This is a genomic window from Tessaracoccus sp. O5.2 (assembly GCF_964266725.1).
Lineage (GTDB): Bacteria > Actinomycetota > Actinomycetes > Propionibacteriales > Propionibacteriaceae > Arachnia > Arachnia lapidicapta.
The window spans coordinates 17,016-42,681 of sequence record NZ_CAXWGV010000034.1 but is presented as its reverse complement, the minus strand read 5'-3'; the positions used below and the strand labels follow the sequence as shown (position 1 = coordinate 42,681).

Genomic DNA, 25,666 nt, shown 5'->3' with positions numbered 1-25,666 from the left:
GCCGCCCAGGCACGGTCCGGCGGCTAGGCTGGCGGACATGTCGCGCTGTTCCGTGTTGTGGGCCGCCGCGGGGCCGCCCGCGTGGGGGACCGCCGCGCGAGCCGACTTCTGGGTGTGCCTGGAGACACCTGGCCCCTGGGGTCCGAAGGCCGCCACCAGCGCCCGAGCCCTCGACCCGGCCCTCGGAGGGCGCCTCGAGTCCCTCGTCGAGGCGATGGGCGGCAGGCTGCTGCTGCTGCGCCGCGCCACCCGCAACACCGTCGGGCAGGACCCACTGACCGTGCTCGTCTCGGGCGGCTTCACCGACGGCGGGTGGGCGACCCGCTTCGAGGTGCCGACGGCGGCGGAGCTGATGGACTGGCTTGCCCGGTGGCGCGCCGACGGGATGCCCACCCCGGCCGAGCTCGAGACCGATCCGGTGCTGCTCGTGTGCAGCCACGCGCGTCGCGATCAGTGCTGTGCGCTGGAGGGACGCCCGCTGCTGGCCGACCTGGAGGATGACATCGGCCCCGAGTCGTTGTGGGAGTGCTCGCATCTGGGTGGCCATCGGTTCGCCCCGACGGCGCTGCTGCTGCCCACCGGCCAGGTTCTCGGCCGCCTCACCCCCGCGGAGGCCGTGGCCGCCTACCGGGACGCCGGCGTCGGGCTGCTGTGGCCGGGCGGCGCCGCGCGGGACCGCGGGCGCAGCCACCTCCCCCCGGAGCGGCAGGCGGCCGAGGCGTGGGCCTTGGAACAGTTCGGGCCCGCCCGTCCGGCCGAGCTCGCGAGCCGCGACGAGGGCTCCGGGATCCGTGTCACGCACGGGCATCGGGAGGCCCTGGTGCGGGTGTCGCGGGTCGACACCGGGGCCTCCGCGCCCCTGAGCTGCGGGAAGACGGCCGAGCCGATCACCTACTGGGCCGTCGACCCCGCCTGAGACGGGTCAGCCGAAGCGGCCGGTGATGTAGTCCTCGGTGGCCTTCTGGTCAGGGTTGTGGAAGATCTTCTCGGTGGGGCCGTACTCGATCAGTTCACCGGGCTGGCCGTGAGCCTTGAGGTTGAAGAACGCCGTCGAGTCCGAGACCCGCGCCGCCTGCTGCATGTTGTGCGTGACGATGACGACGGTGTAGGTCTCCTTCAGCTCCTTGATCAGATCCTCGATCGCGAGCGTGGAGATGGGGTCGAGGGCCGAGCACGGCTCGTCCATGAGGAGCACGTCGGGGGAGACGGCGATCGCGCGGGCGATGCAGAGCCGCTGCTGCTGGCCGCCCGACAGGCCGGAGCCCGGCCGGTCGAGGCGGTCCTTCACCTCGTTCCACAGGTTGGCGCCGCGCAGGGACTGCTCGACCAGCGCGTCGGCCTCCGAGCGGCTGATCTTGGTGTTGTTCAGGCGCACCCCGGCGAGGATGTTCTCGCGGATCGACATGGTGGGGAAGGGGTTGGGCCGCTGGAACACCATCCCGATGTGCCGGCGGACCCGCACCGGGTCCACGGCCTTGTCGTAGAGGTCGACGCCGTCCAGCAGCACCTGGCCCTCGACGTAGGCGCCGTCGATGACCTCGTGCATGCGGTTGATGGAGCGCAGCACGGTCGACTTCCCGCAGCCCGAGGAGCCGATGAAGGCCGTCACCGCGCGGGGCTCGATGGTCATGTTGACCGACTTCACGGCGTGGAACTTGCCGTAGAAGATGTTGAGGTCCTTGAGCTCGATTCGCTTCGACATGGTGTGGGGGTCTCCTGATCAGCGGCCGGTCTTGGGGGCGAACTTCCACGCGATGAGTCGGCCGATCGCGTTGAGGCCCATGACGATGAGGATGAGCGTGAGGGCGCCGGCCCACGCTCGCGCGTAGAACGGATCCTGGGGTACGCCGGGGGTGATGTACTGGTAGTAGACGAACACCGGCAGCGTCGCCATCGGATCCGCGAACGGGTTGACGTTGAGCGACGACGTGATGCCGGCGGTGACGAGCAGCGGGGCCGTCTCGCCGATGACGCGGGCGACGGACAGCACCACGCCCGTGACGATGCCCGCCAGCGCGGTGGGGAGGACCACCTTGGCGATGGTGCGCCACTTGGGGACGCCCAGCGCGTAGGACGCTTCCCGCAACTCGTTGGGGACGAGCCGAAGCATCTCTTCGACCGAGCGGACCACCGTCGGGATCATCAGCACCGACAAGGCGATGGCGCCGGCGAAACCGCTGTTGGTGCCCGGACCGAAGACGAAGCTGAACAGGGTGTAGGCGAACAGGCCTGCCACTATCGAGGGGATGCCGGTCATGACGTCGACGAAGAACCTGATGGCGGCGGCCAGCCTGCCGCGGCCCGAGTACTCGACGAGGTAGATGGCCGTGAAGAGCCCGATCGGCACCGAGATGAGGCCCGCGATGCCGGTAACGATCAGCGTGCCCCAGATCGCGTGGACGGCGCCGCCGCCTTCGCCGATCACGTTGCGCATGGAGTAGGAGAAGAACTGAGCGTCCATGCGCTCGAGGCCCTTGGCGATCGTCTGCCAGATCAGCGACACCAGAGGGAACAGCGCGATGATGAAGAACCCCGTGACGACGTAGCGCGCCAGGCGATCCTTGGCTTTGCGGATGCCCTCGACGGCCCCGGACAGCGCGAACATCGCCACGAGGAAGAGCAGCGCCCCGACGATGATGATCGACGCGGGGCCCGCTGCGCCGAACAGGGCCAGGACGCCTGCGGTGATCGCCACGGCGACCACGAGCATGGCGAGGGCGGTGTGCTTCGGCAGCTGGCCGGCAGTGAGCGCCTCGCTGGGGAGGGACGACGAGGTGGTGACGGACATCAGTTGGCTCCCGAGAATTCCTTGCGCCTGGACAGGACCCAGCGCGCGGTCATGTTCACCGCGAGGGTGATGATGAACAGCACGAGGCCCGTCGCGATGAGCTGGTTGATGCCGAGACCGAACGCCTCGGGGAACGCCAGGGCGATGTTGCCGGCGATGGTGTTGGGGTTGCTCGGCGTGAGGAGCTCGAAGTGGATGACGGCCGCGGGCGAGAGCACCATGGCGATGGCCATCGTCTCGCCGAGGGCGCGGCCCAGGCCCAGCATGCACGCCGAGACGATGCCGGGCGTGCCGAAGGGCAGGACGGCCTGACGGATCATCTCCCAGCGTGTCGCACCGAGCGCCAGGGACGCCTCCTCGTGGAGGCGGGGGGTCTGCAGGAAGACCTCGCGCGAGATGGCGGTGATGATGGGCAGCACCATGACCGCCAGCACCAGGGCGGCGGTGAGGATCGTGCGTCCGGTCCCGGAGACCGGTCCGGTGAAGAACCAGCCCAGCACGGGGAGCTCGCCGAAGTTGTCCGCCAGCCACACGTAGAGGGGGCGCATCATCGGGGCGAGGGTGTTGATGCCCCAGAGGCCGAACACGACGGACGGGACGGCGGCGAGCAGGTCGATGATGTAGCCCAGGCCCTGGGCCAGCCGGCGTGGGGCGTAGTGGCTGATGAACAGCGCGATGCCGATGGCCACGGGGACGGCGAACACCATGGCCAGGGTGGCCGCCCACACCGTGCCGAACGCGAAGGGGAGCGCGTAGCTCCAGAACTCGCCGTACTGCAGGTCCTCGGCGTCGGCGGTGAGCGCCGGGAGCGAGAGGCCGACCAGGAACGTGGCGACGGCGGCCAGGATCACGAGGATCAGCGTGCCGGACCCGCTCGAGATGCCCTTTAAGACCTTGTCGCCGAAGCGGCGCCTGCTGTGCCGGAGGGTGGTGAGGTCGTCGGTGGTGTCGTTCGGCTGCGACGTGGTCGCCTCCGCGTCCGTGGTCGACATGGTTCTCCTGGGGTGGCCGGTTCAGGGGGTGGGGCCTGAGCCCACGAGTCGCGCCTCCCGCGGACGAGAGGCGCGACTCGTGTGGGTTCAGCTAGATCCTACGGTCACTTGATGCTGTCGATGGCAGCGAGCACCTTCGCGCGGAGACCCTCGGCCAGGGGTGCGGAGCCCGCACCCTCGGCGGCGTCGTTCTGGCCCTGCTCGGAGGCGACGTAGCCGAGGTAGGCCTTGACCAGTTCGGCCTTGGCCGGGTCGGCGTACTCGGCGCACGCCATGGCGTAGGCGACGAGAACGATGCCGTAGCCCTCCGCGCCGCGGTCGAGGTCGATGGCCAGGTCGTTGGCGTCACGACCGTCCTCCATCGGGGAGCCGTCGACGGCCTTCGCGGCGTCCTCGGCGGTGGGGCCGAAGAAGTTGCCGTCCGTGCCGATCTTCGCGACCGACAGTTCGCCGGCCTGCGAGGCGTCGGCGTATCCGATGGTGCCGGTGCCGTTGGTGACGGCGGCCACGACGCCTGAGGTGCCCTTGGCCGCCTCACCGCCCTCGTAGGTCCACTCGCCGTCGGCCTCGTTCTCCCAGACCGACGGGGCGGTCTTGTTGAGGTAGTCGGTGAAGTTCTCGGTGGTGCCCGAGTCGTCCGAGCGGTGGACGGCGGTGATGTCCATGTCCGGGAGCTCGACGCCCTCGTTCAGGGCGGCGATCTTCGGGTCGTTCCACTTCGTGATGTCGCCCTTGAAGATGCCGGCCAGCGTGTCGGGATCGAGGTTGAGCTCCTCGACGCCCTCCAGGTTGAAGATCACGGCGATGGGGGAGACGTAGATCGGCAGGTCGTACGCGATCGAGTCGTCGGCGCAGAGGCTGGAGGCCCCGGCGACGTTCTCGTCGAGCTTGAAGGCGCGGTCCGAGCCGGCGAAGTCCACGCCGCCGCTCATGAAGGCCTCGCGGCCGGCGCCGGAGCCGTCGGGCGCGTAGTTGACGGTGACACCCGGGTTGGCCTCCTGGAACTTGGCGATCCAGGTGGTCTGCGCGGAGTTCATCGCCGAGGAGCCCTTGCCGGAGATGGTCCCCTGCAGGTCCGAGGCGGGGGCCGAGCCGTCGGTGGCGGCGGAGCCGGTGGCCGAGTCGGCCGGAGCGGGGGTGTCCTCGTTGGCGGCGCAGGCCGAGAGGAGGAGAGCGGCGGACAGACCGAGAGCAGCGGTCAGACGGATCTTCATTCGGGTTGTGCCTTCCGAGATGGGTGGCGGGCCGACGGGCCCGGTACGCGGTGGAGCTGCGTTCCTGTACCGGACAGTAGGCACCCGAAGTAACGCGACAGTCCGCGTTGGGTGAACAGCAGGTGAACGCCCGACGAGTTCTCGCCCGCGCGGGGGCCGGCTGGGGTAGCCGTCACGGTTTGGGCCCGTCACGCGGTGGGCTTGTGCACCTCGACGGCAACCTTGTCCCCGGCCTCGTCCCGGTGGACGACGATGACCTCGCCGACGACCATCGGCCGGGCCGGCAGGTCGAGGCCGCGGAACATCGCGGGGAGGACCGGGCGGTGCCCGCACACGGCCGTGGGACCCTCGATCTCCCGGAAGAGCCTCGCCGTGTAGGCCGTCACGTCGTCGGGGTGGACGGTGCCCTCCTCCTCCGTCAGCAGGTCGGCGGTCTCGACGGCGATGCCACGGGCCTCCCCGTACGGCTTGAGTGTGTGGACGCAGCGCGTCGAGGCGGAGGAGACGAGGCGTTCGACGCCGTACGCCCCCAGCAGGGGCACGAGGCCGCGGGCCTGCCGCCGGCCCCGCCCGGACAACCGTCGCTCCTGGTCCGGGCCGGACCAGTCCTTGCGCAGCATCGCCTTGGCATGGCGGACGAGCAGCAACGGCGTGGTGCGGGGCGTGAGCAGCGCCGCCGACAGGATGCGCCGCTCATCGGCGTAGGTGAGGCGGGTCATGGCCTTGGCGACGGGGAACCAGCGGACCTTGTCGACCTCGTCGTCGGACTCCCGCGGGTGCTGGTCGACCACCTCGGCCCGCCAGTAGGCCACCGTCTTGAGCCCCTTGGCGAGCTGGTACTTGATCGACGGCAGCCGCAGCCCCAGGTGCACTACGGCGCCGGTCTCCTCGAGCACCTCCCGCACCGCGGTCTGGGGGGCGAGCTCGTCTGGGTGCCCCTTGCCCTTCGGCAGGGTCCAGTCGCCGTAGGAGGGGCGGTGGATCATGAGGACCTCGAGGTCGTCGTCGCCGCCGCGCAGCACGACGGCTCCGGCGGCCCGGATCTTGGGGCGGCTGCTCATCGGGACGCGCGTCGGGCCGCGGTGCGCTGGATCAGCGTCTCCTGCAGGTCGGTCAGGGGCTCGCCGTCGGGGCTGGTGGTGTGCGCCGTCCACCGGGAATCGACCAACTCCCAATGCACGGTGTCGGGCGCGAACGCCATGTCGAAGAGCTCCTCGACCTGCGCGACGTGGGCGGGGTTGCTGATGCCGACGATGGCCTCGACCCGGCGGTCCAGGTTGCGGTGCATCATGTCCGCCGACCCGATGCCGACGATGGGCCGGCCGCCGCCGGCGAACCAGAACACGCGGGAGTGCTCGAGGAACCGGCCGAGGATGGAGCGGACCCGGATGTTGTCGCTGAGCCCGGGTACGCCGGGACGGATGGTGCAGATGCCACGCACCCAGATGTCGACCGGTACCCCGGCCTGCGAGGCCCGGTAGAGCGCGTCTATGAGGGCCTCGTCGACCAGGGAGTTCACCTTGATCCGCACCCCGGCGGGCCGGCCGGCGCGGTGGTTGGCGATCTCCTTCTGGATGTACTCGATGAGCCCGGTGCGGATCCCGTGCGGCGCGACGAGCAGGCGCCGGTAGTTGGTCTCCTGCGTCATGCCCGAGAGGTGGTTGAACAGGCGGGCCACGTCGTCGGTGATCACCGGGTTCGACGTCAGCAGGCCCATGTCCTCGTACTGCCGGGCGGTCTTCGGGTTGTAGTTGCCGGTGCCGATGTGGCAGTAGCGCCGCAGGCCGTCGGCCTCCTCGCGCACGACGAGCGCGAGCTTGCAGTGGGTCTTGAGGCCGAGCATGCCGTAGACGACGTGCACGCCGGCTTTCTCGAGCTTGCGGGCCCACGCGATGTTGTTCTGCTCGTCGAAGCGCGCCTTGATCTCCACGACGGCCAGCACCTGCTTGCCGGCCTGGGCCGCCTCGATGAGCGCGTCGACGATCGGGGAATCGCCGGAGGTGCGGTAGAGCGTCTGCTTGATGGCAAGCACCGCCGGATCGGCCGCGGCCTGCTCGATGAACCGCTGTACCGAGGTGGCGAAGGAGTCGTAGGGGTGCTGGACCAGCACGTCGCGCAGCTTGAGCGCCTTGAACATGTCCGCGGGGCTCGCGCTCTCCACCTCGGCCAGGTCCGGATGGGTGATGGGAAGGAAGTTGGGGTACTTGAGGTCTTCCCGCTGGGAGTCGGCCAGCGAGAAGAGCCCGGTCAGGTCCAGCGGGGCGGCCAGCCGGAAGACCTCGCTCTCGCTGACATCCAGCTCGGACATCAGCATGTGGAGCATGCGCTCGTCGATGTCCTCCTCGACCTCCAGCCGCACGGGCGGCCGGCCGACCTTGCGCCGGAGCAGCTCCTTCTCGAGGGCGAACAGCAGGTTCTCGGCGTCGTCTTCCTCCACCTCGATGTCCTCGTTGCGGGTCACGCGGAAGGTGGTGTGGCTCAGCACCTGCATACCGGTGAACAGCTGTCCCAGGTGCCGGGAGATGATCTCCTCCAGCGGCAGGAACCGGCCCTCGGCCAGCTTCACGAGCCGCGACAGCACCGGGGGCACCTTGACCCGGGCGAACTGGCGGGCGCCGGTCTGGGGGTTCTTCAGCAGCACGGCCAGGTTGATCGACAGCCCCGAGATGTAGGGGAAGGGGTGTGACGGGTCGACCGCCAGCGGCGTGAGGACGGGGAAGATGCGCTCCGCGAACAGGGCACGCATCCGGTCCTTCTCGGTCGCGGTCAACTGGTCCCAGCGCAGGATCTCGATGCCCTCGGCGGCCAGCTCCGGCCGGATCACCTCTTGGAAGACGCGCGACTGCTCGGACACGAGGCGTGCGACCTCCTGCAGCAGCTCGGCGTGCAGCTCGCCGGGCATCTTGCCCGTCACCGTCGGCACCGCGACGCCGGCGGCGATGCGCCGCTTGAGGCCGGCGATGCGCACCATGAAGAATTCGTCGAGGTTGGACGAGAAGATGGCCAGGAACTTGGCCCGCTCGATGAGCGGCACCCGGGCGCGGTCGCGGGCGAGATCGAGCACGCGGTCGTTGAACTCGAGCCAGGAGATCTCCCGGTCCAGGTAGCGGTCCACGGGCAGTGGGGTCTCACTCACTTCGGCTCACCTCTCGACGCGGTAACTGGTGTCTGTCTGGACGACCGTGAACCCCGCATTCTGGTACATCGCGACGACCCTGTCCTGGTCGCCCTCCACGTAGAGCTGTACCCGGTCATCGCCCTGCTGCGCGAGGTGGTGCAGACCCTGCGCCAGGAGCCACCGGCCCAGGCCCCGTCCCTCGTGCTCCGGCGCGACCGCCAGCACGTAGACCTCGCCCAGCCGGCCGCCGTGCCGCTTCGTCCAGTGGAAGCCGATGACGTCGTCGCCTCGGACCGCGACGAAGAGCCCCGCCGGGTCGAACCAGGGGAGCCGGGTCAGGTCGTGGAACTCGTCGAGGGTGAGGCGGCCCTGCTCGGGGTGGCCGGCGAACGCGGCGGCGTTCACGGCGACGATCGCCTCCGCCAGGTCCGGCGTGTAGGTGACGATCCGGACGTCGTCGGCGCCCTGGGGGCGCTGCGTCTCCGGGTCCGGGACGTCGACGAGCGGCTTCTCCATGCGCAGCAGGCGCCGCACCGGGTACAGGCCGACCCGCTCCGCGAGCGAGGCCGCGCCGGGCAGGGTCCCGAAGGCCCAGACCGCCGAGTCCGGGTGGGACCGGATGGCCTCCTCCAGCAGCCGGGTGCCGACACCCTCGTGCCGGTGGTTCGGGTGCACGCCCAGCAGCAGAGTCCCGTCGCGCTCGTCGCACACGACGAAGCCGTAGGGATCCGACCGGCGGCCCATGAAGAAGAAGTCGGCCTCCCGGCGGCCATCGATGCCCAGCGACGCGGACTCGTTGATGGGGGACACGCCGTCGTGCTCCGTGATTTCGGCCACCAGGCGGCGCAACGCCTCCTGCATCGTCGACGTCAACGTCGTCAGACTAACCAGCACGGTGGGCCTCCCTGGCACTCGCGAACCGGTAACCCACGTTACGCACCGTGCCGATGTAGTAGTCGTACTGGCCCAACTTCGCCCTCAGCCGGCGGACGTGGACATCGACGGTGCGGGTGCCGCCGTAGTAGTCGTAGCCCCACACCTGGCTGACGAGGGTCTCGCGCGACAGGACCCTGCCCGGATGCTGCATGAGGTAGCGCAGGAGCTCGAACTCCGTGTAGGTGAGGTCGAGGGGGGTGCCGTCGACGCTCGCGGAGTAGGCGGCGCCGTCGACGCGGATCGGGCCGGCGACCAGCACATCCGGGTCCGAGCCGGCCTTGACGAGGATCCGCAGGCGGGCGTCCAGCTCGGCGGCCTCGCAGCCGGCCGCGACGAAGTCGGTGAACCCCCAGTCCGGCGCGAGGACGGCGAGCCCGGTCGGCGCGACGAGCAGCAGCACCGGGGTGCCGCCGTTCTTGGCCAGGGTCTGGCACGAGGCGCGGGCGCCCGCCAGGTCCGTCCGTCCGTCCACCATGACCACGTCGACGCCGTCGGCGTCCACCAGTGCCTGCGCCACCGAGGTCGTCCGTGCCACGTGGTGGCTGAGGAGCCCGAGTTCCGCGGGGGGCTCCGACTCCGAGACGAACAGGACGTTGCTCACGCGGGGACCCTCCCTTCCAGACCGGTCGGCCGTGCCCATGGTATCGCCGCAAGCCCGTCCGGTGATATCCGCGACGACTTGTAGCATGACGGCATGGAGCAGCGCGTTCCGGATGAATACTTCCGGCCGGCTGCTGAGTCCGACGATGTGCGCCGCGACGCGGCGGTGCCATCACTCCCGGGCACGGCGGCCGTGAAGGCTGTCGCGCCCGGCGAGGTGCGCGACGGTCTCGCGCCGCGTGCCGTGGCGACCATCGCGATCGTGGCCGTCGGCCTCGGGTTCGCGCTGGGGCGGTTCTGGCTCTTCGCGCCCGGCGCGCTGCCGCAGTCGCCCGGTCTCGCCCCGGCCTCGCCGAGCGCCTCCGCGACCGCGACGCCCTCGCCAGACGCCCTGGCCCCCTACGACGGACCCGTCGCGGCGGTCCGGGCGGTCGCCGCCGAGGGGCGGTGCGTCGAGGGCGGAATCGACGCCGACGCCCAGGCGCTCATCGACGGCGACGACGAGACCATCTGGCGCTGCCGCGGCCGGGGCGTCGACGAGGCGGCCACGTTCACGTTCCCCGGGCCGCGCCCGTTGGTCGGGCTCCGGCTGGTCAACGGCAACACCGTGTGGACCGACCGCTACCTGGCGGAGCGGCGCATCGTCGGGATCCGGTGGACGTTCGCCGACGGCTCCTACTTCGACCAGGGGCTGGTCGCCAACGACCGCAACCCGCAGGAGGTGCGCTTCCCGGAGGTGACGACGGACCAGGTGACGTTCCAGATCCTCGAGGCGACCGTGCCGGGGTCCGGAGCGGCGTCGGCCGACGCGGTCTCCATCAGCTCGCTGGAGTTCCTGGGCCCGGCCCGATAGTCAGTCCCAGTCCTTGGTGTCGATGAGGATCGTCACCGGCCCGTCGTTGACCGACGCCACGCGCATGTGTGCGCCGAAGCGCCCCCGCTCGACGTGCGCGCCCAGCGCCTCGAGGTCGCGGCAGAGCTGCTCGACCAGTGGCTCGCCCACATGTCCGGGCGCGGCCCCGCTCCACGACGGGCGGCGCCCCTTCCTCGTCGACGCGTACAGCGTGAACTGGCTGACGACCAGCAGCGGGGCCCCGACGTCCGAGGCCGAGAGCTCGCCGTCGAGGATCCGCAGGCCCCAGATCTTGCGGGCCAACGCGGCGGCGTCGTCGGCCGTGTCGTCGTGTCCTACGCCGGCCAACACGAGCAGCCCGGGCCGCCTGAGCCGGCCGACCACCTCGCCGTCGACCTCCACCGACGCCTCCGCCACCCTGGTCACCACCACGCGCATGGGCCCATTGTGGCCGGTTCGTATACTGGCCCGCATGGCCGCGGTCCTGGTGTGGGTGCTGATCGTCGCCTCCGCGGCAGTGTGCGTGGGGGCGCTGGTGGCGCTGTGGTCCACCTTGGCGGGCCTGTGGCGACAGCTTCGAGGAGACACGCGTGAACATTGACATCGAGGTGCCCGAGGGCCTGAACCCCGCGCTGACCGCGCTCGGCTGGCTGGTCGGCCGGTGGGAGGGCACCGGCAACGGGACGGACCACGAGGGCAACGCCTTCGAGTTCGAGCAGCGCATCGAGTTCAGCCACAACGGTGGGGACTACCTCTACTACGCCTCGCAGACCTTCCTGCTGGAGACCGACGGCGCCGGACAGGTGCCGCTCAGCATGGAGACGGGCTTTTGGCGGCCCAAGGCGGACGCGTCGCTCGAGGTCTTGCTGACCAGCGCCGAGGGCTGGACCGAGGTGCTGATCGGCAAGATCCAGTTGACCCGGATCGACCTGCTGAGCGACGCCGTCGTCCGGACGGAGACCGCCGCGGTCGGGCACTCGGCCGGGCAGCGCCTCTACGGCAAGGTCGAGGGCGACCTCATGTACGCCCTGGACCGCGCCACCACCGAGCACGAGCTCCGGCCCCACATGTGGGCCCGCCTCAAGCGGGTCTGACGTGGCGGTCGCGGTGGAGTCCGGTGTGGATGCCGGCCTCACCTGGCACTTCGGCAATCCGGTGACCGAGGCACGCGCCCTGGCGGCGGGCGACGGGGTGGTAGCGCTCGGCAACCGTGAGGTCGTCGAGGTCACGGGCCCGGAGCGCCTCACGTGGCTGCACGCGCTGACGACGCAGCACCTCACCGGCCTGCGGCCGGGGGAGTCCACCACGGCGCTCATCCTGTCCCCGACCGGCCACATCGAGCATGTGCTGCACGGCGTCGACGACGGCACGTCCTTCCTCGCCTGGACCGAGCCGGGGCGGGCCGCGGAGCTGGTCGACTTCCTGGGGCGGATGCGGTTCGCGACGCGGGTCGACGTGCAGATCCGCACCGACCTGACGATGGCCTGGGCCGGCCACCGGGTGGAACTGGACCCGGCCTGGCGCGTGCGGGACTCCGAGCTGGGCGGGCTCGACGTGTTCCTGCCCGCGCAGGCGGAGCTGGCCGACACCGTCGGGACGTGGGCGTTCGAGGCGATGCGCATCGCCGCGGGCGTGCCGCGGATCTTCGTCGACACCGACCACAGGACCATCCCGAACGAGATCGGTCTCGTGGGGACGCACCTCGACAAGGGCTGCTACCGCGGACAGGAGACGGTCGCCCGGGTGCACACGCTCGGCCGCCCGCCGCGCCGGCTGGTGCAGCTGCATCTCGACGGCTCGATGTCGGCGCTGCCGGCGCCTGGCGACGCGCTCGAGCTCGACGGCCGGACCGTCGGATTCGTCGGGTCGGCGGCCCGGCACCATGAACTCGGCCCCATCGCGCTGGGCCTGGTGAAGAGGTCGGTCCCCGTGACCGCGCAGCTGCTGGCCGGCGGCATTCCGGCAACGCAGGAGGCCCTCGTGGATCCGGACGTCGGCCTGCACGTGCGCCCGCTGCTCGGCTGACCCGGCCCCGGGTGGCATCATCTCCCACGTGCACATCGAGGAGGGGCGCAACCACACGGTCGACGTGGTGCGCGTGCTGTCGGTCGCGGTGGTGGTGGTCTTCCACGGCTTCATCTACCAGGCGTCGCTGACGCCGGAGGGATCGCTCCGCGCCGAGATGTGGGCGCCGCCGATCTGGGTGTGGGGGCTGTCCTGGCTGCTGATGTCCATGCCGGCGTTCTTCGCCTGCGGCGGGTTCGCCAACGCGCTCATCGTCGACAAGATGGTCTCGCGCGGCACCGGCTTCTCGCACTACCTCGCCAACCGCGGCCGCCGGTTGACCGGGGGGCTGACGCTCTTCGTCACGTTCTTCGCGGTCATCGCCACGGCGATCGCGTGGGCGGGATACCCCGACGTCGCGGCTGAGCTGAGCCGCACGCTGATGTTCCTGCTGTGGTTCATCTCCGTCTACCTGGTGATCGTCCTGGTGGCCCCCTTCATGGTGCGGCTGCACGACCGCTTCGGGGCGTGGGTCGTGGTCGCGATGCTGCTCGCCATCGTCGTCGTCGACCGCTTCCACCTCGGGTTCGGCCGGCACGACATCGGGCAGCTGAACATGTTCCTCGTGTGGCCGCTGTGCCATCAGGTCGGCATCGGCTACCAGCGCGGCTGGTTCCGGCGGGGCCGGGTCTGGGGCGCGTGGACGGTCCTCTTCGGCTCGGCGGCCGCGATCGGCGCGCTCATCGCGTGGTTCGGCTACCCGGCGTCCGCCGTCGGGTTCGCCAACGCGCCGTCGGCGAACCACCTGCCGCCGACGCTGGCCATGGCGCTGCTGGGAGTCGCGCAGGTGGCGGCGATGGGCCTCGTGGAACGCTCCCGGATCTTCGCCCGGCCGGGCGAACGCGCCCAGGCGGTGCTGTCGCGGATCAGCGCGCTCATGATGACCGTGTACCTGTGGCACGTCCCCTGCCTGCTCGTTGGGGGCGGTGGGCTGCTGCTGCTGGCGCGGATGGTGCCGGACGCGGCCCCGGTGCTGCTGTCGCAGCCGGTGGTGCTCCTGGTGGGCATCGTCCTCATCGTCACGCTGGTGCCGCTGATCGGGCTGCTCGAGTACCGGCTCATCCCGCCGCTGGGAACCACTCAGGACCGGTATCTGGCGCTGCTGTCGTTCATGCTCATGATCGCCGGCTCCATGCTGGTGTGGCACCACGGCACCGCGCTGCACTGGCGCTACCCGTTGTCGACGGTGGGCGTCGTCGCGATCTGGGCCGGAGCGTCGACCATGGTCAGGGCGTCCCGGCCCGCCGGCGTCGAGCGGGTGGCGGCCGATCCCCTCAAGCAGGGACGATCCCCGAAGGCGTCGGCCTCCGGGGATCGTGGGGTCGGTCGGGTCAGCTGAGGGCCGCGAGCGCCGCGTCGTAGTCCGGCTCCTCGGACGACTCAGCGACCTGCTCGGTGTAGACCACGCGGCCCTCGGCGTCCACGACGACCACGGCGCGCGACAGGAGCCCGCGGATGGGGCCATCGGTGTAGGTGACGCCGTAGCGCTGCCCGAAGTCCGAGCGGAAGTCCGAGGCGACGTCGACGTTGTCGATGCCCTCGGCGCCGCAGAACCGCTTCTGCGCGAACGGCAGGTCCTTGGACACGTTGAGCACCGTGACGCCATCGAGGCCCGCGGCCTTCTGGTTGAAGGCCCGGACGCTGTTGGCGCAGGTGCCGGTGTCCAGGGAGTGGAAGATGTTGAGCACGAGCGTGCGTCCGGCGTAGTCCGCCAGGGTCACGGGGGAGAGGTCCGGGCGCGTGAGCTCGAAGTCCGGGGCGGGCGAGCCCACGGAGGGCAGCTCGCCGACGGTGTGGATGGGGTTGCCTTTGAAGGTGATCTCAGCCATGGAACCGATCTTTGCCGATGGACCCAAATCCCGCCAGGGTCCCGTCGTCCCGTTCGCCGTGGGCGCACCCGCGTTGAGCCTGACACGCGGCGTGCGGGGGTCGGTTGAGCCTGACTCGCGGCTCGTCGGGGTTCGACGAGCCTGCGGCTGGTCTCGACCCCGGAATCCAGCCTGTCAGCGTTGCCATCGGCGTCGAGCCTTGGCGCAGGCTCATTCGGCGGGTCCGGTTCCGGCCGCGTTCAACTCCCGTTCACCGCGACGTGGTGAACTTGGCCCATGAGTCAGAACCTCCGCGAGTACATCGACCATTTGCGCGCCGAAGGATACGCAGTGGCCGACGTGCACGGCGAGGATCCGTACCTCATCGACCCGATGGGCAACGCCGTCGAGACCTGGCGCGACCGCTACCCGTACGACGAACTCCTCGACCGCACCGAATACGAGGTGGAGAAGCGGCAGCTGCAGATCGAGCTGCTGAAGTTCCAGTACTCGGCCCAGGACCACGGCACCAAGCACGTCATCCTGTTCGAGGGCCGCGACGCCGCCGGCAAGGGCGGCGCCATCAAGCGATTCACCGAGCACCTCAACCCGCGCACCGCCCGCGTGGTGGCGCTCGCCGCGCCGACCGAGCGCGAGCGCGGCCAGTGGTACTTCCAGCGCTACGTCCAGCACCTGCCGACGGCGGGGGAAATCGTGCTGTTCGACCGCTCCTGGTACAACCGCGCCGGCGTCGAGCGCGTCATGGGCTTCTGCACCGACGAGGAGTACGAGACGTTCGTGCGTCAGGCGCCGGTGTTCGAGGAGATGCTCATCGAGTCCGGCATCACCGTGACCAAGCTGTGGTTCTCCGTGACGCAGCGCGAGCAGCGGACCCGCTTCGTGATCCGGCAGATCGACCCGGTGCGGCGGTGGAAACTCTCGCCGATGGACCTGGAGTCGCTGGGCCGGTGGGAGGACTACACCGCTGCGAAGACCGCGATGCTCAAGCACACCGACACCGGCAGCGCGCCCTGGTACCGCATCAAGTCCAACGACAAGAAGCGGGCCCGGCTCAACGCCATGCGGCTCTTCCTGGACCTGCATGACTACGACGGCAAGGATCCGTCGGTCATCAAGCCGACGGACCCGCTCATCGTGCAGCGTGGCCGCAAGAAATGGGCACGTGCCGACGAAGTGACCGACCGGGCCGCGAACGCGGCGCTGGAGCTCGACGACGAGGGAGACGACGAATGACCGACACCGACCGCAGGCCCAGCGTCCTGTTCGTCTGCGTCAAGAACGGCGGCAAGAGCCAGATGGCAGCGGCGCTGGCCAGGCTGCACTCGCAGGGCGCCGTCGATGTCTACTCCGCGGGAACACAGCCCGGGTCGGCGCTGAACGAGGAGTCACGGGCGAGCGTCGAGGAGGTCGGTGCCACGTTCGACGGCGAGCACCCCAAGCCGCTCGACGAGGATCTGCTGCGCTCCGTCGACCGCGTGGTGCTGGTTGGTGGGGAGGCCGAGGTAGCGCCCGTGGAGGGCATGCGCGGCACGATCGAGACGTGGATCACCGACGAGCCGTCGCTGCGCGGCATCGACGGCGAGGAGCGCATGCGACTGGTCCGCGACGACATCGACCGCCGCGTCCGCGCCCTGGTGGCGGAGCTCGTCGGCGCCTGATCAGGGCAGCTCGCCCAGCGCCCGCATGGTGTCGACGAGCGGGCGCAGCTGGTTCGTGCGGATCCGCTGCGAGTTCGCCGAGGGGCTGATGCCCTCGCGCTCCGCCGCCGCGGCGTTGTCGAGGCCCTCCCACAGCCCCCGCAGCGTGCCGACCACGGCGGGCCGCAACCGGGCGATGTGGGCGTCGACCAGCCGCGCCGTCGGATCGGCCAGGGGGTCGGCCGCAGGCCGCTCGTCGCGGATGGCGGTGCGGACCGCCTCGTACCCGGGCCGGGTGGACCGTTCCGCGACCCAGTCGATCGCCTCTCTCGCGAGCCACCACGCCGAGCCGTCCTGGATCCGGCGCGCCGCGTCGACGACGATCACCTCGCCTCCGCCCAGCCCGCAGCGCACGTCCCAGCCGGGGGCGAGGGTGAGCCGCAGTGTGAACGCCGCGCGCAGGGCGTCGCCCAGGGAGCGGTAGACGCCCTGGAGCTCGTCGCCGACGGTGGGGTGCAGGGGGTCGACGGCGGGGACGGCCGCGTTCGCCGCGTCGGCGGCGGCCAGGATGGCGGCATGGAGGGCCGAGCGGTCGGCGGCCCGGGAAGCGACGACGTCGATCAGCAGGGCGATGCGAGGGGTGACGTCCATGTGTAGACAATACCTGAATCTCGAATGAATGTAGCGTAAACCTGAACTGAGTCTGTCAGGGCGGCCGTGTAGCGTGCGGGGCATGGACTGGATGCTGTTCGGCCGGGCCGCGACGGTCGTCGTCGCGGGGGTCCTGGCGACGTTCGGCAATCCCGTGGTCCGGGGCCTGCTGCGGCGCATGGATCGCCCGCCGCGCGTGGACGACGCCGACGTCGCAGTCGCCCGGGCCAACCTGGGGCTGGCGGCCGCGCAGCGGGAGCTCCCGGGTGGCCGGTGGATCGGCATGCTCGAGCGGCTCGCGGTGTACGCCTGCATCGTGACGGGATTCCCGGCGGGCATCGCCATGGTGCTGGCCGTCAAGGGCCTCGGCCGCTACGCGGACCTCGCCACCTCCGACACGCCCCGGACGGGCGAGCTCTTCATCGTGGGCACGTTCGCGAGCCTGCTGTGGGCGGCGCTGTGGTCCGGCGTCGGCTGGCTCGCGGTCTGGTGGTTCTGACGGGCCGGCGCACCGGCCCGTCACCACTCAGTTGCGCTTGGCGCGGTTGCGTTCCTTCGCTCGGTCGTTGCCGTTGAGCGTGACCTTGCGGATGCGGACGGCAGACGGGGTCACCTCGAGGCACTCGTCGCCGGCGCAGAACTCCAACGCCTGCTCCATGGACATCTGCTTGGCGGGGATCAGCCGCTCGAGCTCGTCGCCCGTGGAGGAGCGCACGTTGGTGAGCTTCTTCTCCTTGGCCGGGTTGACGTCCATGTCCTCGGCGCGAGGGTTCTCGCCGACGATCATGCCCTCGTACACCTCCATGCCGGGCGAGACGAACATCGTGCCGCGCTCCTGCAGGTTGAACAGGGCGTAGGCGGTGACGACGCCCTGCCGGTCCGCGACCAGCGAGCCCGTGGGCCGGGTCCGGAAGTCGCCGGCCCACGGCTCGTAGCCCTCGCCGACGTGGTGCATGATGCCGGTGCCGCGGGTCTCGGTGAGGAATTCGGTGCGGAATCCGATGAGTCCGCGGGCGGGGATGATGAACTCCATGCGCACCCAGCCGGTGCCGTGGTTGACCATCATCTCCATGCGCCCGCGGCGCAGCCCCATCAGCTGGGTCACCACGCCCACGAACTCCTCGGGGATATCGATGGTGAGGCGCTCGATGGGCTCGTGGACCTTGCCGTCGACGACCTTGGTCACGACCTGCGGCTTGCCGACCGTCAGCTCGAAGCTCTCGCGCCGCATCATCTCCACCAGGATGGCCAGCTGCAGCTCGCCGCGACCCTGCACCTCCCAGGTGTCGGGCCGCTCCGTGGGGTTGACCCGGATGGACACGTTGCCGACCAGCTCCTGGTCGAGGCGGGCCTTGACCAGCCGGGCCGTGAGGTTCTTCCCGGACTGGCCCGCCAGCGGCGACGTGTTGATGCCGATCGTCATCGAGATCGACGGCTCGTCGACGTGGATGAGCGGCAGCGGCTTCGGGTTCTCCGGGTCCGACAGCGTCTCGCCGATCATGATCTCGGGGATGCCGGCGATGGCGACGATGTCGCCCGGCCCTGCCTTCTCGGCCGGCACCCGGTCCAGTGCCTCGGTCATCAGGAGCTCGGTGAGCTTGACGTTCTGGATGCTGCCGTCGCCCTTGCACCACGCCACCTGCTGCCCACGGCGGAGTTCGCCGGAGACGATGCGGCAGAGCGCCAGACGCCCGAGGTACGGGGAGGCGTCGAGGTTGGTCACGTGCGCCTGCAGGACCTCGCCCTCCTCGTAGACCGGGGCGGGGATGTGCTCCATGAGCGCGTCGAACAGCGGTTCGAGGTTGGGGCTGTCGGGCATGCCGCCGTCGTCGGGCTGCGTCATCGAGGCGCGGCCGGCCTTCGCCGAGGCATAGACGATGGGGAAGTCGAGGACGTGCGCTGCGTCGTCGTCGATGAGGTCCATGAACAGGTCGTAGGTCTCCTCGACGACCGCGGAGATCCGCGCGTCCGGCCGGTCCACCTTGTTGACCACCACGATGATGGGGAGGTTCTTGGCCAGCGCCTTGCGCAGCACGAACCGGGTCTGGGGGAGGGGGCCTTCGGACGCGTCGATCAGCAGGACCACGCCGTCGACCATCTCGAGGCCGCGCTCCACCTCGCCGCCGAAGTCGGCGTGGCCGGGGGTGTCGATGATGTTGATCGTGACGCCGGTGCCGTCGGGGCGGATGTGCCGGACGCCGGTGTTCTTCGCGAGGATCGTGATGCCCTTCTCGCGCTCGAGGTCCATCGAGTCCATGACGCGGTTGTTGACGTCGGACCCCTCGCGGAAGGCGCCGGACTGCCACAGCATGGCGTCGACGAGCGTCGTCTTTCCATGGTCGACGTGGGCGACGATGGCGACGTTTCGCAGGTCTTCGCGTGTGGGCATGGGTGATCTCCCGGGGGATCGACGGTGGAGGGCCGCGGACGAGTCTACGGCCAGCGGGGCGCCTGCCACGATTCCTGGCCCGCTGCAACGAGACTGGAGCGCGTCGCGTTGAGGGAGGGTGTGAGCGTGTCCACGTCGTTCGACGCCTGGGTGGTGTCGTCGCAGCCGAAGCTCCTGGCCTACGCGTATCTGCTGTGCGCGGACCGGGAGGAGGCCCGCGACGTCGTCCAGGACGTCTACAGCCGCCTGGCTCGGCGGTACGACCGCCTAGCTGACGACGGCGGGATCGACGCCTACGCGCGGCGGTCCGTCACGAACGAGGTTGCCTCGCGGCGTCGCCGACGCCGTCCGGTGACGGTCCCACTGATCAGCGAGCCCGCTGTCGCGGCGGTGGCCGACCGGGTCCCCGATCGGATGCTGGCCTGGCGTCTGTGTCAGGAGCTGCCCACGGCCCAGCGGGCTGCCGTCGTGCTGCGGTTCTTCGACGACGCCAGCTACGCCGAGATCGGCAGGATCCTCGGCATGCCAGAGGCCACCGCGCGCTCACACGTCCACCGCGCCCTCGCCGCGTTGCGGGAGCGCCTGACCGAGGAGGATTCCCGATGAGTGACCGCGCCGAACAAGCCTTCCGCGACGCCTTCGCCGAGCAGGCGCGGATCCCGCTGGGCAGGGTGGCGCCCAAGCCGCCGCACCGGGCGCACCGCGCGTGGGCCGTCGCTGCGGCGGTCGCGGCCGTGGCCCTCGCAATCCCTCTGGCGGTCGTGCTCGGCACCCGTCCCGTCCAGGTCACGACTCCCGCGGTTCCCGCGACCGTCAGCGGGCTGCCTGCGCCGGAGGAGGGCTGGCGGTGGGTGTCGCGGGGAGACGTCGCCGTCCAGGTCCCGGACGAATGGGGGTGGAGCGACTACGCGTGGACACCGTGGTGCCTGGGCGAGACTCCGGAGCCTCAGCCCCCCGCTACTCCGTTCGTCTCCACGCCCGCCGGCCCCGTCGCCGCGATCGCCTGCCCCGAGTGGCAGCCCGAGTGGGTCCAGACCTACCTGGACTTCGCCGATCCTGCCTCCGAGCCTCCGAGCCTCACGCCGGTGCTCAGCCGAACCGTCGGAACCACCGACGTGCGGGTGGTGCTGCGAGCGGACGCGACTGCCGCCGACGAGGCGGTGGCCCAAGGGATCCTGGACTCCGCGACGGTGTTCGAGCGGGACGCCGCGGGATGCGCCCCGGTCGCGCCCTTCGCCGACCTCGAGGCGCGCCCGGAGGCGTGGGACGTGACCGGCGCAGAGGGCGTCGTGGAGGTGGGGCTGTGCCGGTATCTGGACTACGCGCTCGAGGCCGACCGCCCCAATCTGACGGCGTCGCGGGTCCTCGGTGGTGAGGAGGCCCGAGCGCTCATCGCCGCGGTCGCCGCCGCACCCGAGGGCGTCAGCGGAAACCCCGCCGACTGCCTGTCTGACTACGACCAGCGCTCCGGGCTCGTCCTGAGGGTGCTTGACGCCACAGGGGTCCACGACGTCTACCTCCGCGTCGACGGGTGCCGCAACCTCGGCTTCGACGACGGCACCACCCGCAGGGAACTCACCCGTGACGGGTGCACCCCCGTCTTCGCGGCACCGCCCCTCAGATTCGACGGGGGGCAGCCGGAGGCGGTGTCGGCCTGTTTCGCGGGCGAGTGAGCCTCAGCCGATCCGGAGTTCGCCCATCTCGTCCCAGCCGGCGCCGTCGATGGTGCGGGAGATGATCTTCGGCGTGGCCACCAGGTGGGGGCGCATCGCTTCGAGGCCCTGCGGGAGGATGCCCAGCCTAGCCAGCGGGCTGGGCGAGCACCTGGTACGCGGTCTCCGACGAGTCCCGCAGGAATTGGGCGCAGCGCTCCTGCTCCTCGGCCTCCCCGATCCGGCCCGCCGCGACGCTGAGCGCCCACAGAGCGCGCAGGAAGCCGCGGTTCGGCTCGTGTTCCCACGGGATCTGGCCCGACCCCTTCCAGCCGTTGCGGCGCAGCGTGTCCAGGCCGCGGTGGTAGCCGGTGCGGGCGTACGCGTAGGCAGCGACCGCGCTGCCGAGGTCGTCCTCGGCGAGGCAGGTCTCGGCCAGCAGTGCCCAGCACAGTGACGACGCCGGGTGGTGAGCGACCACGTCCAGGAACCGCTCCTTGCCGTGTTCGGCGATGGCGGCCAACGCCGGGTCCTCCGGCAGGCGCACGACGACGTCGGAGGCCATGAGGTTGGGATGCGTGTCGCTCATGCCGCTCAGCCTAGCGACGCTGGTTCAGAGCTCGCCGAAACCCGCCGAGATGAGCGCCACGAGGGTGTCGACGGCCTCGCGGGCCTGCGGGCCCGTCGCGGTCAGCCGGAGGGTGTCGCCCTTGCGGGCGTTGAGCGTGGCGAGCCCGATGCTGCTGGTGGCCTTCACGGGGCCGGCGTCCCCGTTGCGCAGCTGGATGTCCGCGTCGAAGCGACGGGCCTCGGCCACGAACAGAGCCGCTGGACGCGCGTGCAGCCCCGTCTCGTTGACGAGTACGGCCTCGCCCGACACGTCCCCGTCGCCGCTGGGTGGTGGTTCGGCGGGGGCGTCGCCGCCGGTGGTCATGCCGAGGGCGGCGAGTTTCGGCGACAGCGCAGCCTCGGCCTCCTCCGCGACCTCGGCGAGCGTGGCCCCGCCCACGGCGCGGACCACGGCCGCCGTCAGCCCCTCGACGAAGGGCGCGGCCAGGATCCGCACGGTGCCCTCCGCCAGACCGGCGAACTCGACGCCCATCTCGGCGCTCATCAGCGCCGAGCCCATGTCGACCAGCACCGCGACCCCGGCGCCCCGGTCCACCTCTGTGATGGCCGCGGCGACCGCCGCGGCGTCCGTGCCGAGCCCGCCGTCGGGCATACCGGCCGCGACCGCCACCGGCGGCGGGTCCTCGTGCACCATCTGCATGGCGAGATCGACGGCGGCATCGGCCAGCGCGCGACTGTGCGACACGACGACGATCCCGACGGTCATCAGGCGCCGATCACATCGGCCAGGGCATCGAACAGGTACGTCGACGACGTGGCCCCCGGATCCTGGTGGCCGGCGGAGCGCTCGCCCAGGTAGCTGGCGCGGCCCTTCTTCGCGACCATCGGCGTGGTGGCGTCGCGACCGGCGGCTGCCGCCTGCGCGGCCGCCGCGACGGCGTCGTGCAGGTCCGATCCGTCGGCCAGGGCGGCGTCGTACGCGTCCAGTGCCGGCGCGAGCGCGTCGACCATCGTCTTGTCCCCGAGCTCGGTCTTGCCGCGCGCGACGAGCCCCTCGAGCCCGGCGCGCAGCGCCTTGCCGAAGTCCTCCGCGCTGAGCTCGACGACGCTGCCGGTGGCCATGCCCATCTTCATCAGCAGGGTCCCGTACAGCGGCCCTGAGGTGCCGCCGACGGTGCTCACCAGCGTCATGCCCGCCTTCTTCAGCAGGGCGTCGATCGTGGTGGCGTCGTCGACGTGCGTGAGGACCGCCGCGGTGCCGCGGGCCATGTTGGCGCCATGGTCCGCGTCACCGATGGCCGAGTCGAGCTCGGTGAGGTAGGTCTTGTGCTCGTCGACGATGGCGGCATACCGGCGCAGCCAGTCGGCGAGCAGGTCCAGAGTCAGTAGTTGTTCGCTCACAGACCCCACCGTAGACCTGCGGTCTTGACCGGGGCGTCCCAGAGGCGAATCATCTCCTCGTCCGCCTTGACCAGGGTGAGCGAGCAACCGGCCATGTCCAGGCTGGTGATGTAGTTGCCCACCAGGTTGCGGCTGATCTCGACGCCCGCCTCCTTGAGCAGCGCCACGACCTCGCCGTACATGAGGTACAGCTCGATGAGCGGCGTGCCGCCCATGCCGTTGAGCATGGCGATCACCGGCGAGCCGGTGAAGTCGAGGTCCTGCAGGATCGGGTCGACGAGTTGCTTGGCGATCGACTTCGCGTCGCCGATCGGCTCGCGGTGCCGGCCGGGCTCGCCGTGGATGCCGATGCCGATCTCCATCTGGTCCTCGGGCAGGTCGAACGTGGGCTTCCCGGCCGACGGGACGGTGCACGAGGTGAGCGCCATGCCCATGGAGCGGCCGTTGTCGGCCACCTTCTGCGCGAGTACCTTCACCGCGCCGAGGTCCTGGCCCTCCTCCGCGGCCGCGCCGACGATCTTCTCCAGCAGCACCGTGGTGCCGACGCCGCGGCGGCCGGCCGTGTAGAGGGAGTCCTGCACCGCGACATCGTCCGCGACGACGACCGTCTCGACGGGGATGCCCGCGTCGGCGGCCATCTCGGCGGCCATCTCGAAGTTCATGATGTCGCCGGTGTAGTTCTTGACGATGTGGAGGACGCCGGCGCCGGTGTCGACGGTGGTGGTGGCCTCGAGCATCTGGTCCGGCGTGGGGGAGGTGAACACCTGCCCGGCGCACGCGGCGTCGAGCATGCCGACCCCGACGAAGCCGCCGTGCATCGGCTCATGTCCCGAACCACCACCGGAGATGATGGCGACCTTGCCCGCCTCCTTGGGCGTGGCGCGGTAGATGACCCGGTTCGCGTGGTCCACGCGGACGTTGCCGTCCGACGCCTCGACGCCCTTGAGTGCGTCGGCGATCACGTCGTCGGGGGAATTGATGAGCTTCTTCACGGTCCCTGACCTCCTGCGTCGTTGCGGGGATGCATCGATCCTGATTCCCCACAGTGATGCTAGGCAAGAGGACTGACCTTTCGTGCAGATTCCCGCCAGGCCATGCCACCGATGTGCGCGCGGGCGCGCCCCTCGCGTGCCGCCGCGGGCCAGAATGGGGGCATGAGCATCGTCAGCTGCGTCTCGTGTGGTGCCAAGAACCGGGTCCCCGCCGCCGCCTCCGGGCTGCCCCGGTGTGCGAAGTGCAAGGCGGACCTGCCCTGGCTGGTCGAGGGCACCGACCGCGACTTCGACGCCGTCGCGGCGGCCAAGGTCCCCGTCGTCGTGGACCTCTGGGCACCGTGGTGCGGGCCCTGCCACATGGTGGCGCCGGTCCTGGAGAAGCTGTCGCGGGAGCGCGCCGGGCGGCTCAAGGTCGTCAAGGTCAACGTCGACGACAACCGCGAGGTCCAGGCCCGGTTCGGTGCCATGAGCATCCCCACGCTCGTGCTGCTGCGTGACGGGCGGGAGGTGTCGCGGCAGGTGGGCGCACTCCCGGCGCGGGAGCTGGAACGCTGGGTGGACCAGCACAGCGCCTGAGCGTCCGGCAGCGCCCCGCGGCCCCGCCGGCGACACGAGGGTCCGTTAGACTGCCCCGGTCAGGCCCCCGCGGAGAGCAGGGGCTTCATCCATGTGTGTGGAGGTGGCGAGATGCCGAGCGTTGTCGTGGTCGGTGCTCAATGGGGAGACGAAGGCAAGGGCAAGGCGACGGACCAGCTGGGGGACCGCGTCGACGTCTGCGTGCGCTACTCGGGCGGTAACAACGCCGGCCACACGCTGGTGGTCGGCGGCGAGAAGTTCATCCTCCACCTGCTGCCGTCGGGCATCCTCAACCCCGGCACCACGACGGTGATCGGCAACGGTGTGGTGGTGGACCTCGACGTCCTGGCCGAGGAGCTCCACGTGCTCGCGTCGCGCGGCGTCGACGTGCCGCATCCGCTGATCTCCGCCAACGCCCACATCATCACGGAGTACCACAAGGTCCTCGACAAGGTCACCGAGCGCTTCCTCGGGAAGCGGCGCATCGGTACCACCGGCCGCGGCGTCGGGCCCTGCTACTCGGACAAGGTCAACCGGCTCGGCATCCGGGTGCAGGACATCCTCGACGAGTCGATCCTCCGGCAGAAGGTCGAGGCCGCGCTGGATCAGAAGAACCAACTGCTGGTGAAGGTGTACAACCGGCGCGAGATCATCGCCGAGGAGGTCGTGCAGGCACTGCTCAAGCACGCGGACACCATCCGGCCCCACATCGTCGACTCCGGCCGCTACGTCAACGATGCGCTCGACGCCGGAAAGGTCGTCCTGTTCGAGGGGGCGCAGGCGCACCACCTCGACGTCGACCAGGGCACCTACCCGTACGTGACGTCGTCGAACCCGACGGCGGCCGGCGCGACCACCGGCGGCGGCGTCGGCCCCACGCGCATCGACCGCACCATCGGCATCGCGAAGGCCTACACGACGCGCGTCGGCGAGGGGCCGTTCCCCACCGAGCTGTTCGACGAGGACGGCGAGAAGCTGCGCACCATCGGCGCCGAGTTCGGCGCCACCACGGGCCGCCCCCGCCGCTGCGGATGGTTCGACGCCGTGCTGGTCGAGCAGGCCGTGAAGATCAACGGCTTCACCGACATCTTCCTCACCAAGCTCGACATCCTCAGCGGCTGGGACAAGATCCCCGTGTGCGTGGCCTACGACGTCGACGGCGTCCGGCACGACGTCATGCCCATGACGCAGTCGGAGTTCCACCACGCCAAGCCCGTCTACGAATACCTCGACGGCTGGACCGAGGACATCAGCGGCTGCCGCAGCTTCGATGAGCTGCCCCCGACCTGCCAGGCGTACGTGCGCCGCCTCGAGGAGCTCATCGGGTGCCGGATCAGCGGCATCGGGGTGGGCCCCGGCCGCGAGCAGTCGGTCGCCATCCACGACCTCATCTAGGAGACG

29 protein-coding genes and 1 pseudogene are annotated in these 25,666 nt (G+C 70.6%); 13 read left to right on the top strand and 17 right to left on the bottom strand.

The annotated features are described in order from the left end of the window. Positions 1-37 precede the first annotated feature (37 nt). The gene (locus tag ACFQPD_RS10275; protein ID WP_385900536.1) at positions 38-916 is read left to right on the top strand and encodes a sucrase ferredoxin; all 879 of its coding nucleotides are present in this window, start codon (positions 38-40) and stop codon (positions 914-916) included. Positions 917-922: 6 nt separating this feature from the next. On the opposite strand, the gene pstB is transcribed toward ACFQPD_RS10275, so the two are convergent. The 8 genes from pstB to ACFQPD_RS10235 all read right to left on the bottom strand — a co-directional run bounded on the left by pstB (position 923) and on the right by ACFQPD_RS10235 (position 9,649). Then, entirely contained in the window at positions 923-1,702 is a 780-nt protein-coding gene (pstB, locus tag ACFQPD_RS10270) for a phosphate ABC transporter ATP-binding protein PstB (protein ID WP_385900534.1), read from the bottom strand. 18 nt (positions 1,703-1,720) lie between these two features. Continuing rightward, positions 1,721-2,788, bottom strand: a complete 1,068-nt coding sequence (gene pstA / locus ACFQPD_RS10265; RefSeq protein ID WP_385900533.1) for a phosphate ABC transporter permease PstA — start codon at positions 2,786-2,788, stop codon at positions 1,721-1,723. Next, positions 2,788-3,780 (bottom strand): phosphate ABC transporter permease subunit PstC, encoded by a 993-nt coding sequence (pstC, locus tag ACFQPD_RS10260; protein WP_385900532.1) that lies wholly within the window; start codon positions 3,778-3,780, stop codon positions 2,788-2,790. The genes pstA and pstC overlap by 1 nt, the downstream gene beginning before the upstream one ends. 104 nt (positions 3,781-3,884) lie before the next feature. Then, entirely contained in the window at positions 3,885-4,994 is a 1,110-nt protein-coding gene (gene pstS, locus ACFQPD_RS10255) for a phosphate ABC transporter substrate-binding protein PstS (RefSeq protein WP_385900530.1), read from the bottom strand. A gap of 188 nt (positions 4,995-5,182) precedes the next feature. Further along, positions 5,183-6,055 carry an NUDIX domain-containing protein gene (locus ACFQPD_RS10250; protein ID WP_385900528.1) on the bottom strand — a complete coding sequence of 291 codons (873 nt, stop codon included), beginning with the start codon at positions 6,053-6,055 and terminating at the stop codon, positions 5,183-5,185. Beyond that, positions 6,052-8,130: an RNA degradosome polyphosphate kinase gene (locus ACFQPD_RS10245; protein WP_385900527.1), complete on the bottom strand. Its 2,079-nt coding sequence runs from the start codon at positions 8,128-8,130 to the stop codon at positions 6,052-6,054. Before ACFQPD_RS10245 ends, ACFQPD_RS10250 begins: the two co-directional genes overlap by 4 nt. Positions 8,131-8,136: 6 nt before the next feature. Further along, the gene (mshD, locus tag ACFQPD_RS10240; RefSeq protein ID WP_385900526.1) at positions 8,137-9,006 is read right to left on the bottom strand and encodes a mycothiol synthase; all 870 of its coding nucleotides are present in this window, start codon (positions 9,004-9,006) and stop codon (positions 8,137-8,139) included. Then, positions 8,996-9,649, bottom strand: a complete 654-nt coding sequence (locus ACFQPD_RS10235) for a response regulator transcription factor (protein ID WP_068752729.1) — start codon at positions 9,647-9,649, stop codon at positions 8,996-8,998. The genes mshD and ACFQPD_RS10235 overlap by 11 nt, the downstream gene beginning before the upstream one ends. A 93-nt stretch (positions 9,650-9,742) precedes the next feature. Here ACFQPD_RS10235 and ACFQPD_RS10230 point away from each other — a divergent pair, with 93 nt between their 5' ends. Beyond that, complete coding sequence (locus tag ACFQPD_RS10230) at positions 9,743-10,501, top strand: hypothetical protein (protein ID WP_385900524.1); 759 nt, start codon at positions 9,743-9,745, stop codon at positions 10,499-10,501. Here ACFQPD_RS10230 and dtd read toward each other — a convergent pair whose 3' ends face one another. Further along, the gene (gene dtd / locus ACFQPD_RS10225) at positions 10,502-10,939 is read right to left on the bottom strand and encodes a D-aminoacyl-tRNA deacylase (RefSeq protein ID WP_385900522.1); all 438 of its coding nucleotides are present in this window, start codon (positions 10,937-10,939) and stop codon (positions 10,502-10,504) included. A 34-nt stretch (positions 10,940-10,973) separates the two neighbouring features. On the opposite strand from dtd, the gene ACFQPD_RS10220 reads away from it, so the two are divergent. Genes ACFQPD_RS10220 through ACFQPD_RS10205 form a run of 4 tightly spaced genes read left to right on the top strand, consistent with a single transcriptional unit; the run spans position 10,974 to position 13,904 of the window. After that, complete coding sequence (locus ACFQPD_RS10220) at positions 10,974-11,102, top strand: hypothetical protein (RefSeq protein WP_257787953.1); 129 nt, start codon at positions 10,974-10,976, stop codon at positions 11,100-11,102. After that, the gene (locus ACFQPD_RS10215) at positions 11,098-11,595 is read left to right on the top strand and encodes an FABP family protein (RefSeq protein ID WP_385900692.1); all 498 of its coding nucleotides are present in this window, start codon (positions 11,098-11,100) and stop codon (positions 11,593-11,595) included. The genes ACFQPD_RS10220 and ACFQPD_RS10215 overlap by 5 nt, the downstream gene beginning before the upstream one ends. 1 nt (position 11,596) lies before the next feature. Then, on the top strand, positions 11,597-12,526 hold the full coding sequence (locus tag ACFQPD_RS10210) for a YgfZ/GcvT domain-containing protein (protein WP_385900520.1): 930 nt from the start codon (positions 11,597-11,599) through the stop codon (positions 12,524-12,526). Positions 12,527-12,554: 28 nt separating this feature from the next. Beyond that, positions 12,555-13,904, top strand: a complete 1,350-nt coding sequence (locus tag ACFQPD_RS10205) for an acyltransferase (protein ID WP_353081769.1) — start codon at positions 12,555-12,557, stop codon at positions 13,902-13,904. Here the strand turns inward: ACFQPD_RS10205 and tpx are convergent. Further along, positions 13,897-14,394: a thiol peroxidase gene (gene tpx / locus ACFQPD_RS10200; protein ID WP_385900519.1), complete on the bottom strand. Its 498-nt coding sequence runs from the start codon at positions 14,392-14,394 to the stop codon at positions 13,897-13,899. The two genes, ACFQPD_RS10205 and tpx, sit on opposite strands and share 8 nt — an antisense overlap. Before the next feature lie 276 nt (positions 14,395-14,670). Between tpx and ppk2 the strand changes: the two genes are divergently transcribed. Both ppk2 and ACFQPD_RS10190 read left to right on the top strand, forming a co-directional pair. Continuing rightward, entirely contained in the window at positions 14,671-15,627 is a 957-nt protein-coding gene (gene ppk2 / locus ACFQPD_RS10195) for a polyphosphate kinase 2 (protein ID WP_385900518.1), read from the top strand. After that, positions 15,624-16,052, top strand: a complete 429-nt coding sequence (locus ACFQPD_RS10190; RefSeq protein ID WP_385900517.1) for a low molecular weight phosphatase family protein — start codon at positions 15,624-15,626, stop codon at positions 16,050-16,052. Before ppk2 ends, ACFQPD_RS10190 begins: the two co-directional genes overlap by 4 nt. On the opposite strand, the gene ACFQPD_RS10185 is transcribed toward ACFQPD_RS10190, so the two are convergent. After that, a complete protein-coding gene (locus ACFQPD_RS10185; protein WP_385900516.1) occupies positions 16,053-16,682 on the bottom strand; it encodes a SatD family protein in 630 nt (209 codons plus the stop codon). Positions 16,683-16,764: 82 nt separating this feature from the next. Between ACFQPD_RS10185 and ACFQPD_RS10180 the strand changes: the two genes are divergently transcribed. Next, positions 16,765-17,181, top strand: coding sequence for a hypothetical protein (locus ACFQPD_RS10180; protein ID WP_068752721.1), 417 nt, complete (start codon positions 16,765-16,767; stop codon positions 17,179-17,181). A gap of 27 nt (positions 17,182-17,208) precedes the next feature. On the opposite strand, the gene typA is transcribed toward ACFQPD_RS10180, so the two are convergent. Further along, a complete protein-coding gene (gene typA, locus ACFQPD_RS10175; RefSeq protein WP_078920104.1) occupies positions 17,209-19,071 on the bottom strand; it encodes a translational GTPase TypA in 1,863 nt (620 codons plus the stop codon). A 126-nt stretch (positions 19,072-19,197) separates the two neighbouring features. Between typA and ACFQPD_RS10170 the strand changes: the two genes are divergently transcribed. Both ACFQPD_RS10170 and ACFQPD_RS10165 read left to right on the top strand, forming a co-directional pair. Beyond that, on the top strand, positions 19,198-19,677 hold the full coding sequence (locus ACFQPD_RS10170) for an RNA polymerase sigma factor (RefSeq protein ID WP_188426963.1): 480 nt from the start codon (positions 19,198-19,200) through the stop codon (positions 19,675-19,677). Continuing rightward, the gene (locus ACFQPD_RS10165; RefSeq protein ID WP_385900514.1) at positions 19,674-20,744 is read left to right on the top strand and encodes a hypothetical protein; all 1,071 of its coding nucleotides are present in this window, start codon (positions 19,674-19,676) and stop codon (positions 20,742-20,744) included. The genes ACFQPD_RS10170 and ACFQPD_RS10165 overlap by 4 nt, the downstream gene beginning before the upstream one ends. A 127-nt stretch (positions 20,745-20,871) precedes the next feature. Here ACFQPD_RS10165 and ACFQPD_RS10160 read toward each other — a convergent pair whose 3' ends face one another. The 5 genes and pseudogenes from ACFQPD_RS10160 to dhaK all read right to left on the bottom strand — a co-directional run bounded on the left by ACFQPD_RS10160 (position 20,872) and on the right by dhaK (position 23,686). After that, complete coding sequence (locus ACFQPD_RS10160; RefSeq protein ID WP_197971749.1) at positions 20,872-21,312, bottom strand: DUF3151 domain-containing protein; 441 nt, start codon at positions 21,310-21,312, stop codon at positions 20,872-20,874. Between the two features lie 24 nt (positions 21,313-21,336). Continuing rightward, complete coding sequence (locus ACFQPD_RS10155) at positions 21,337-21,657, bottom strand: HPr family phosphocarrier protein (protein ID WP_197971818.1); 321 nt, start codon at positions 21,655-21,657, stop codon at positions 21,337-21,339. Positions 21,658-21,660: 3 nt separating this feature from the next. Beyond that, positions 21,661-22,059: pseudogene (dhaM, locus tag ACFQPD_RS10150) on the bottom strand (dihydroxyacetone kinase phosphoryl donor subunit DhaM); the annotation flags it as partial. Then, complete coding sequence (gene dhaL / locus ACFQPD_RS10145) at positions 22,059-22,694, bottom strand: dihydroxyacetone kinase subunit DhaL (RefSeq protein ID WP_068752716.1); 636 nt, start codon at positions 22,692-22,694, stop codon at positions 22,059-22,061. The gene dhaL and the pseudogene dhaM, both read right to left, overlap by 1 nt. Continuing rightward, positions 22,691-23,686, bottom strand: a complete 996-nt coding sequence (dhaK, locus tag ACFQPD_RS10140) for a dihydroxyacetone kinase subunit DhaK (protein WP_078920108.1) — start codon at positions 23,684-23,686, stop codon at positions 22,691-22,693. Before dhaK ends, dhaL begins: the two co-directional genes overlap by 4 nt. A 162-nt stretch (positions 23,687-23,848) precedes the next feature. Here dhaK and trxA point away from each other — a divergent pair, with 162 nt between their 5' ends. Both trxA and ACFQPD_RS10130 read left to right on the top strand, forming a co-directional pair. Continuing rightward, positions 23,849-24,265 (top strand): thioredoxin, encoded by a 417-nt coding sequence (trxA, locus tag ACFQPD_RS10135; protein WP_078920109.1) that lies wholly within the window; start codon positions 23,849-23,851, stop codon positions 24,263-24,265. A gap of 111 nt (positions 24,266-24,376) precedes the next feature. Beyond that, complete coding sequence (locus ACFQPD_RS10130) at positions 24,377-25,660, top strand: adenylosuccinate synthase (RefSeq protein WP_068752713.1); 1,284 nt, start codon at positions 24,377-24,379, stop codon at positions 25,658-25,660. Positions 25,661-25,666: the final 6 nt, after the last annotated feature.

Coding starts and splice junctions, on each gene's coding strand:
- ACFQPD_RS10275 (WP_385900536.1), top strand. CDS start 38: ATGTCGCGCTGTTCCGTGTTGTGGGCCGCCGCGGGGCCGCCCGCGTGG.
- pstB (WP_385900534.1), bottom strand. CDS start 1,702: ATGTCGAAGCGAATCGAGCTCAAGGACCTCAACATCTTCTACGGCAAG.
- pstA (WP_385900533.1), bottom strand. CDS start 2,788: ATGTCCGTCACCACCTCGTCGTCCCTCCCCAGCGAGGCGCTCACTGCC.
- pstC (WP_385900532.1), bottom strand. CDS start 3,780: ATGTCGACCACGGACGCGGAGGCGACCACGTCGCAGCCGAACGACACC.
- pstS (WP_385900530.1), bottom strand. CDS start 4,994: ATGAAGATCCGTCTGACCGCTGCTCTCGGTCTGTCCGCCGCTCTCCTC.
- ACFQPD_RS10250 (WP_385900528.1), bottom strand. CDS start 6,055: ATGAGCAGCCGCCCCAAGATCCGGGCCGCCGGAGCCGTCGTGCTGCGC.
- ACFQPD_RS10230 (WP_385900524.1), top strand. CDS start 9,743: ATGGAGCAGCGCGTTCCGGATGAATACTTCCGGCCGGCTGCTGAGTCC.
- dtd (WP_385900522.1), bottom strand. CDS start 10,939: ATGCGCGTGGTGGTGACCAGGGTGGCGGAGGCGTCGGTGGAGGTCGAC.
- ACFQPD_RS10220 (WP_257787953.1), top strand. CDS start 10,974: ATGGCCGCGGTCCTGGTGTGGGTGCTGATCGTCGCCTCCGCGGCAGTG.
- tpx (WP_385900519.1), bottom strand. CDS start 14,394: ATGGCTGAGATCACCTTCAAAGGCAACCCCATCCACACCGTCGGCGAG.
- ppk2 (WP_385900518.1), top strand. CDS start 14,671: ATGAGTCAGAACCTCCGCGAGTACATCGACCATTTGCGCGCCGAAGGA.
- ACFQPD_RS10190 (WP_385900517.1), top strand. CDS start 15,624: ATGACCGACACCGACCGCAGGCCCAGCGTCCTGTTCGTCTGCGTCAAG.
- ACFQPD_RS10185 (WP_385900516.1), bottom strand. CDS start 16,682: ATGGACGTCACCCCTCGCATCGCCCTGCTGATCGACGTCGTCGCTTCC.
- ACFQPD_RS10180 (WP_068752721.1), top strand. CDS start 16,765: ATGGACTGGATGCTGTTCGGCCGGGCCGCGACGGTCGTCGTCGCGGGG.
- typA (WP_078920104.1), bottom strand. CDS start 19,071: ATGCCCACACGCGAAGACCTGCGAAACGTCGCCATCGTCGCCCACGTC.
- ACFQPD_RS10165 (WP_385900514.1), top strand. CDS start 19,674: ATGAGTGACCGCGCCGAACAAGCCTTCCGCGACGCCTTCGCCGAGCAG.
- ACFQPD_RS10160 (WP_197971749.1), bottom strand. CDS start 21,312: ATGAGCGACACGCATCCCAACCTCATGGCCTCCGACGTCGTCGTGCGC.
- ACFQPD_RS10155 (WP_197971818.1), bottom strand. CDS start 21,657: ATGACCACCGGCGGCGACGCCCCCGCCGAACCACCACCCAGCGGCGAC.
- trxA (WP_078920109.1), top strand. CDS start 23,849: ATGAGCATCGTCAGCTGCGTCTCGTGTGGTGCCAAGAACCGGGTCCCC.
- ACFQPD_RS10130 (WP_068752713.1), top strand. CDS start 24,377: ATGCCGAGCGTTGTCGTGGTCGGTGCTCAATGGGGAGACGAAGGCAAG.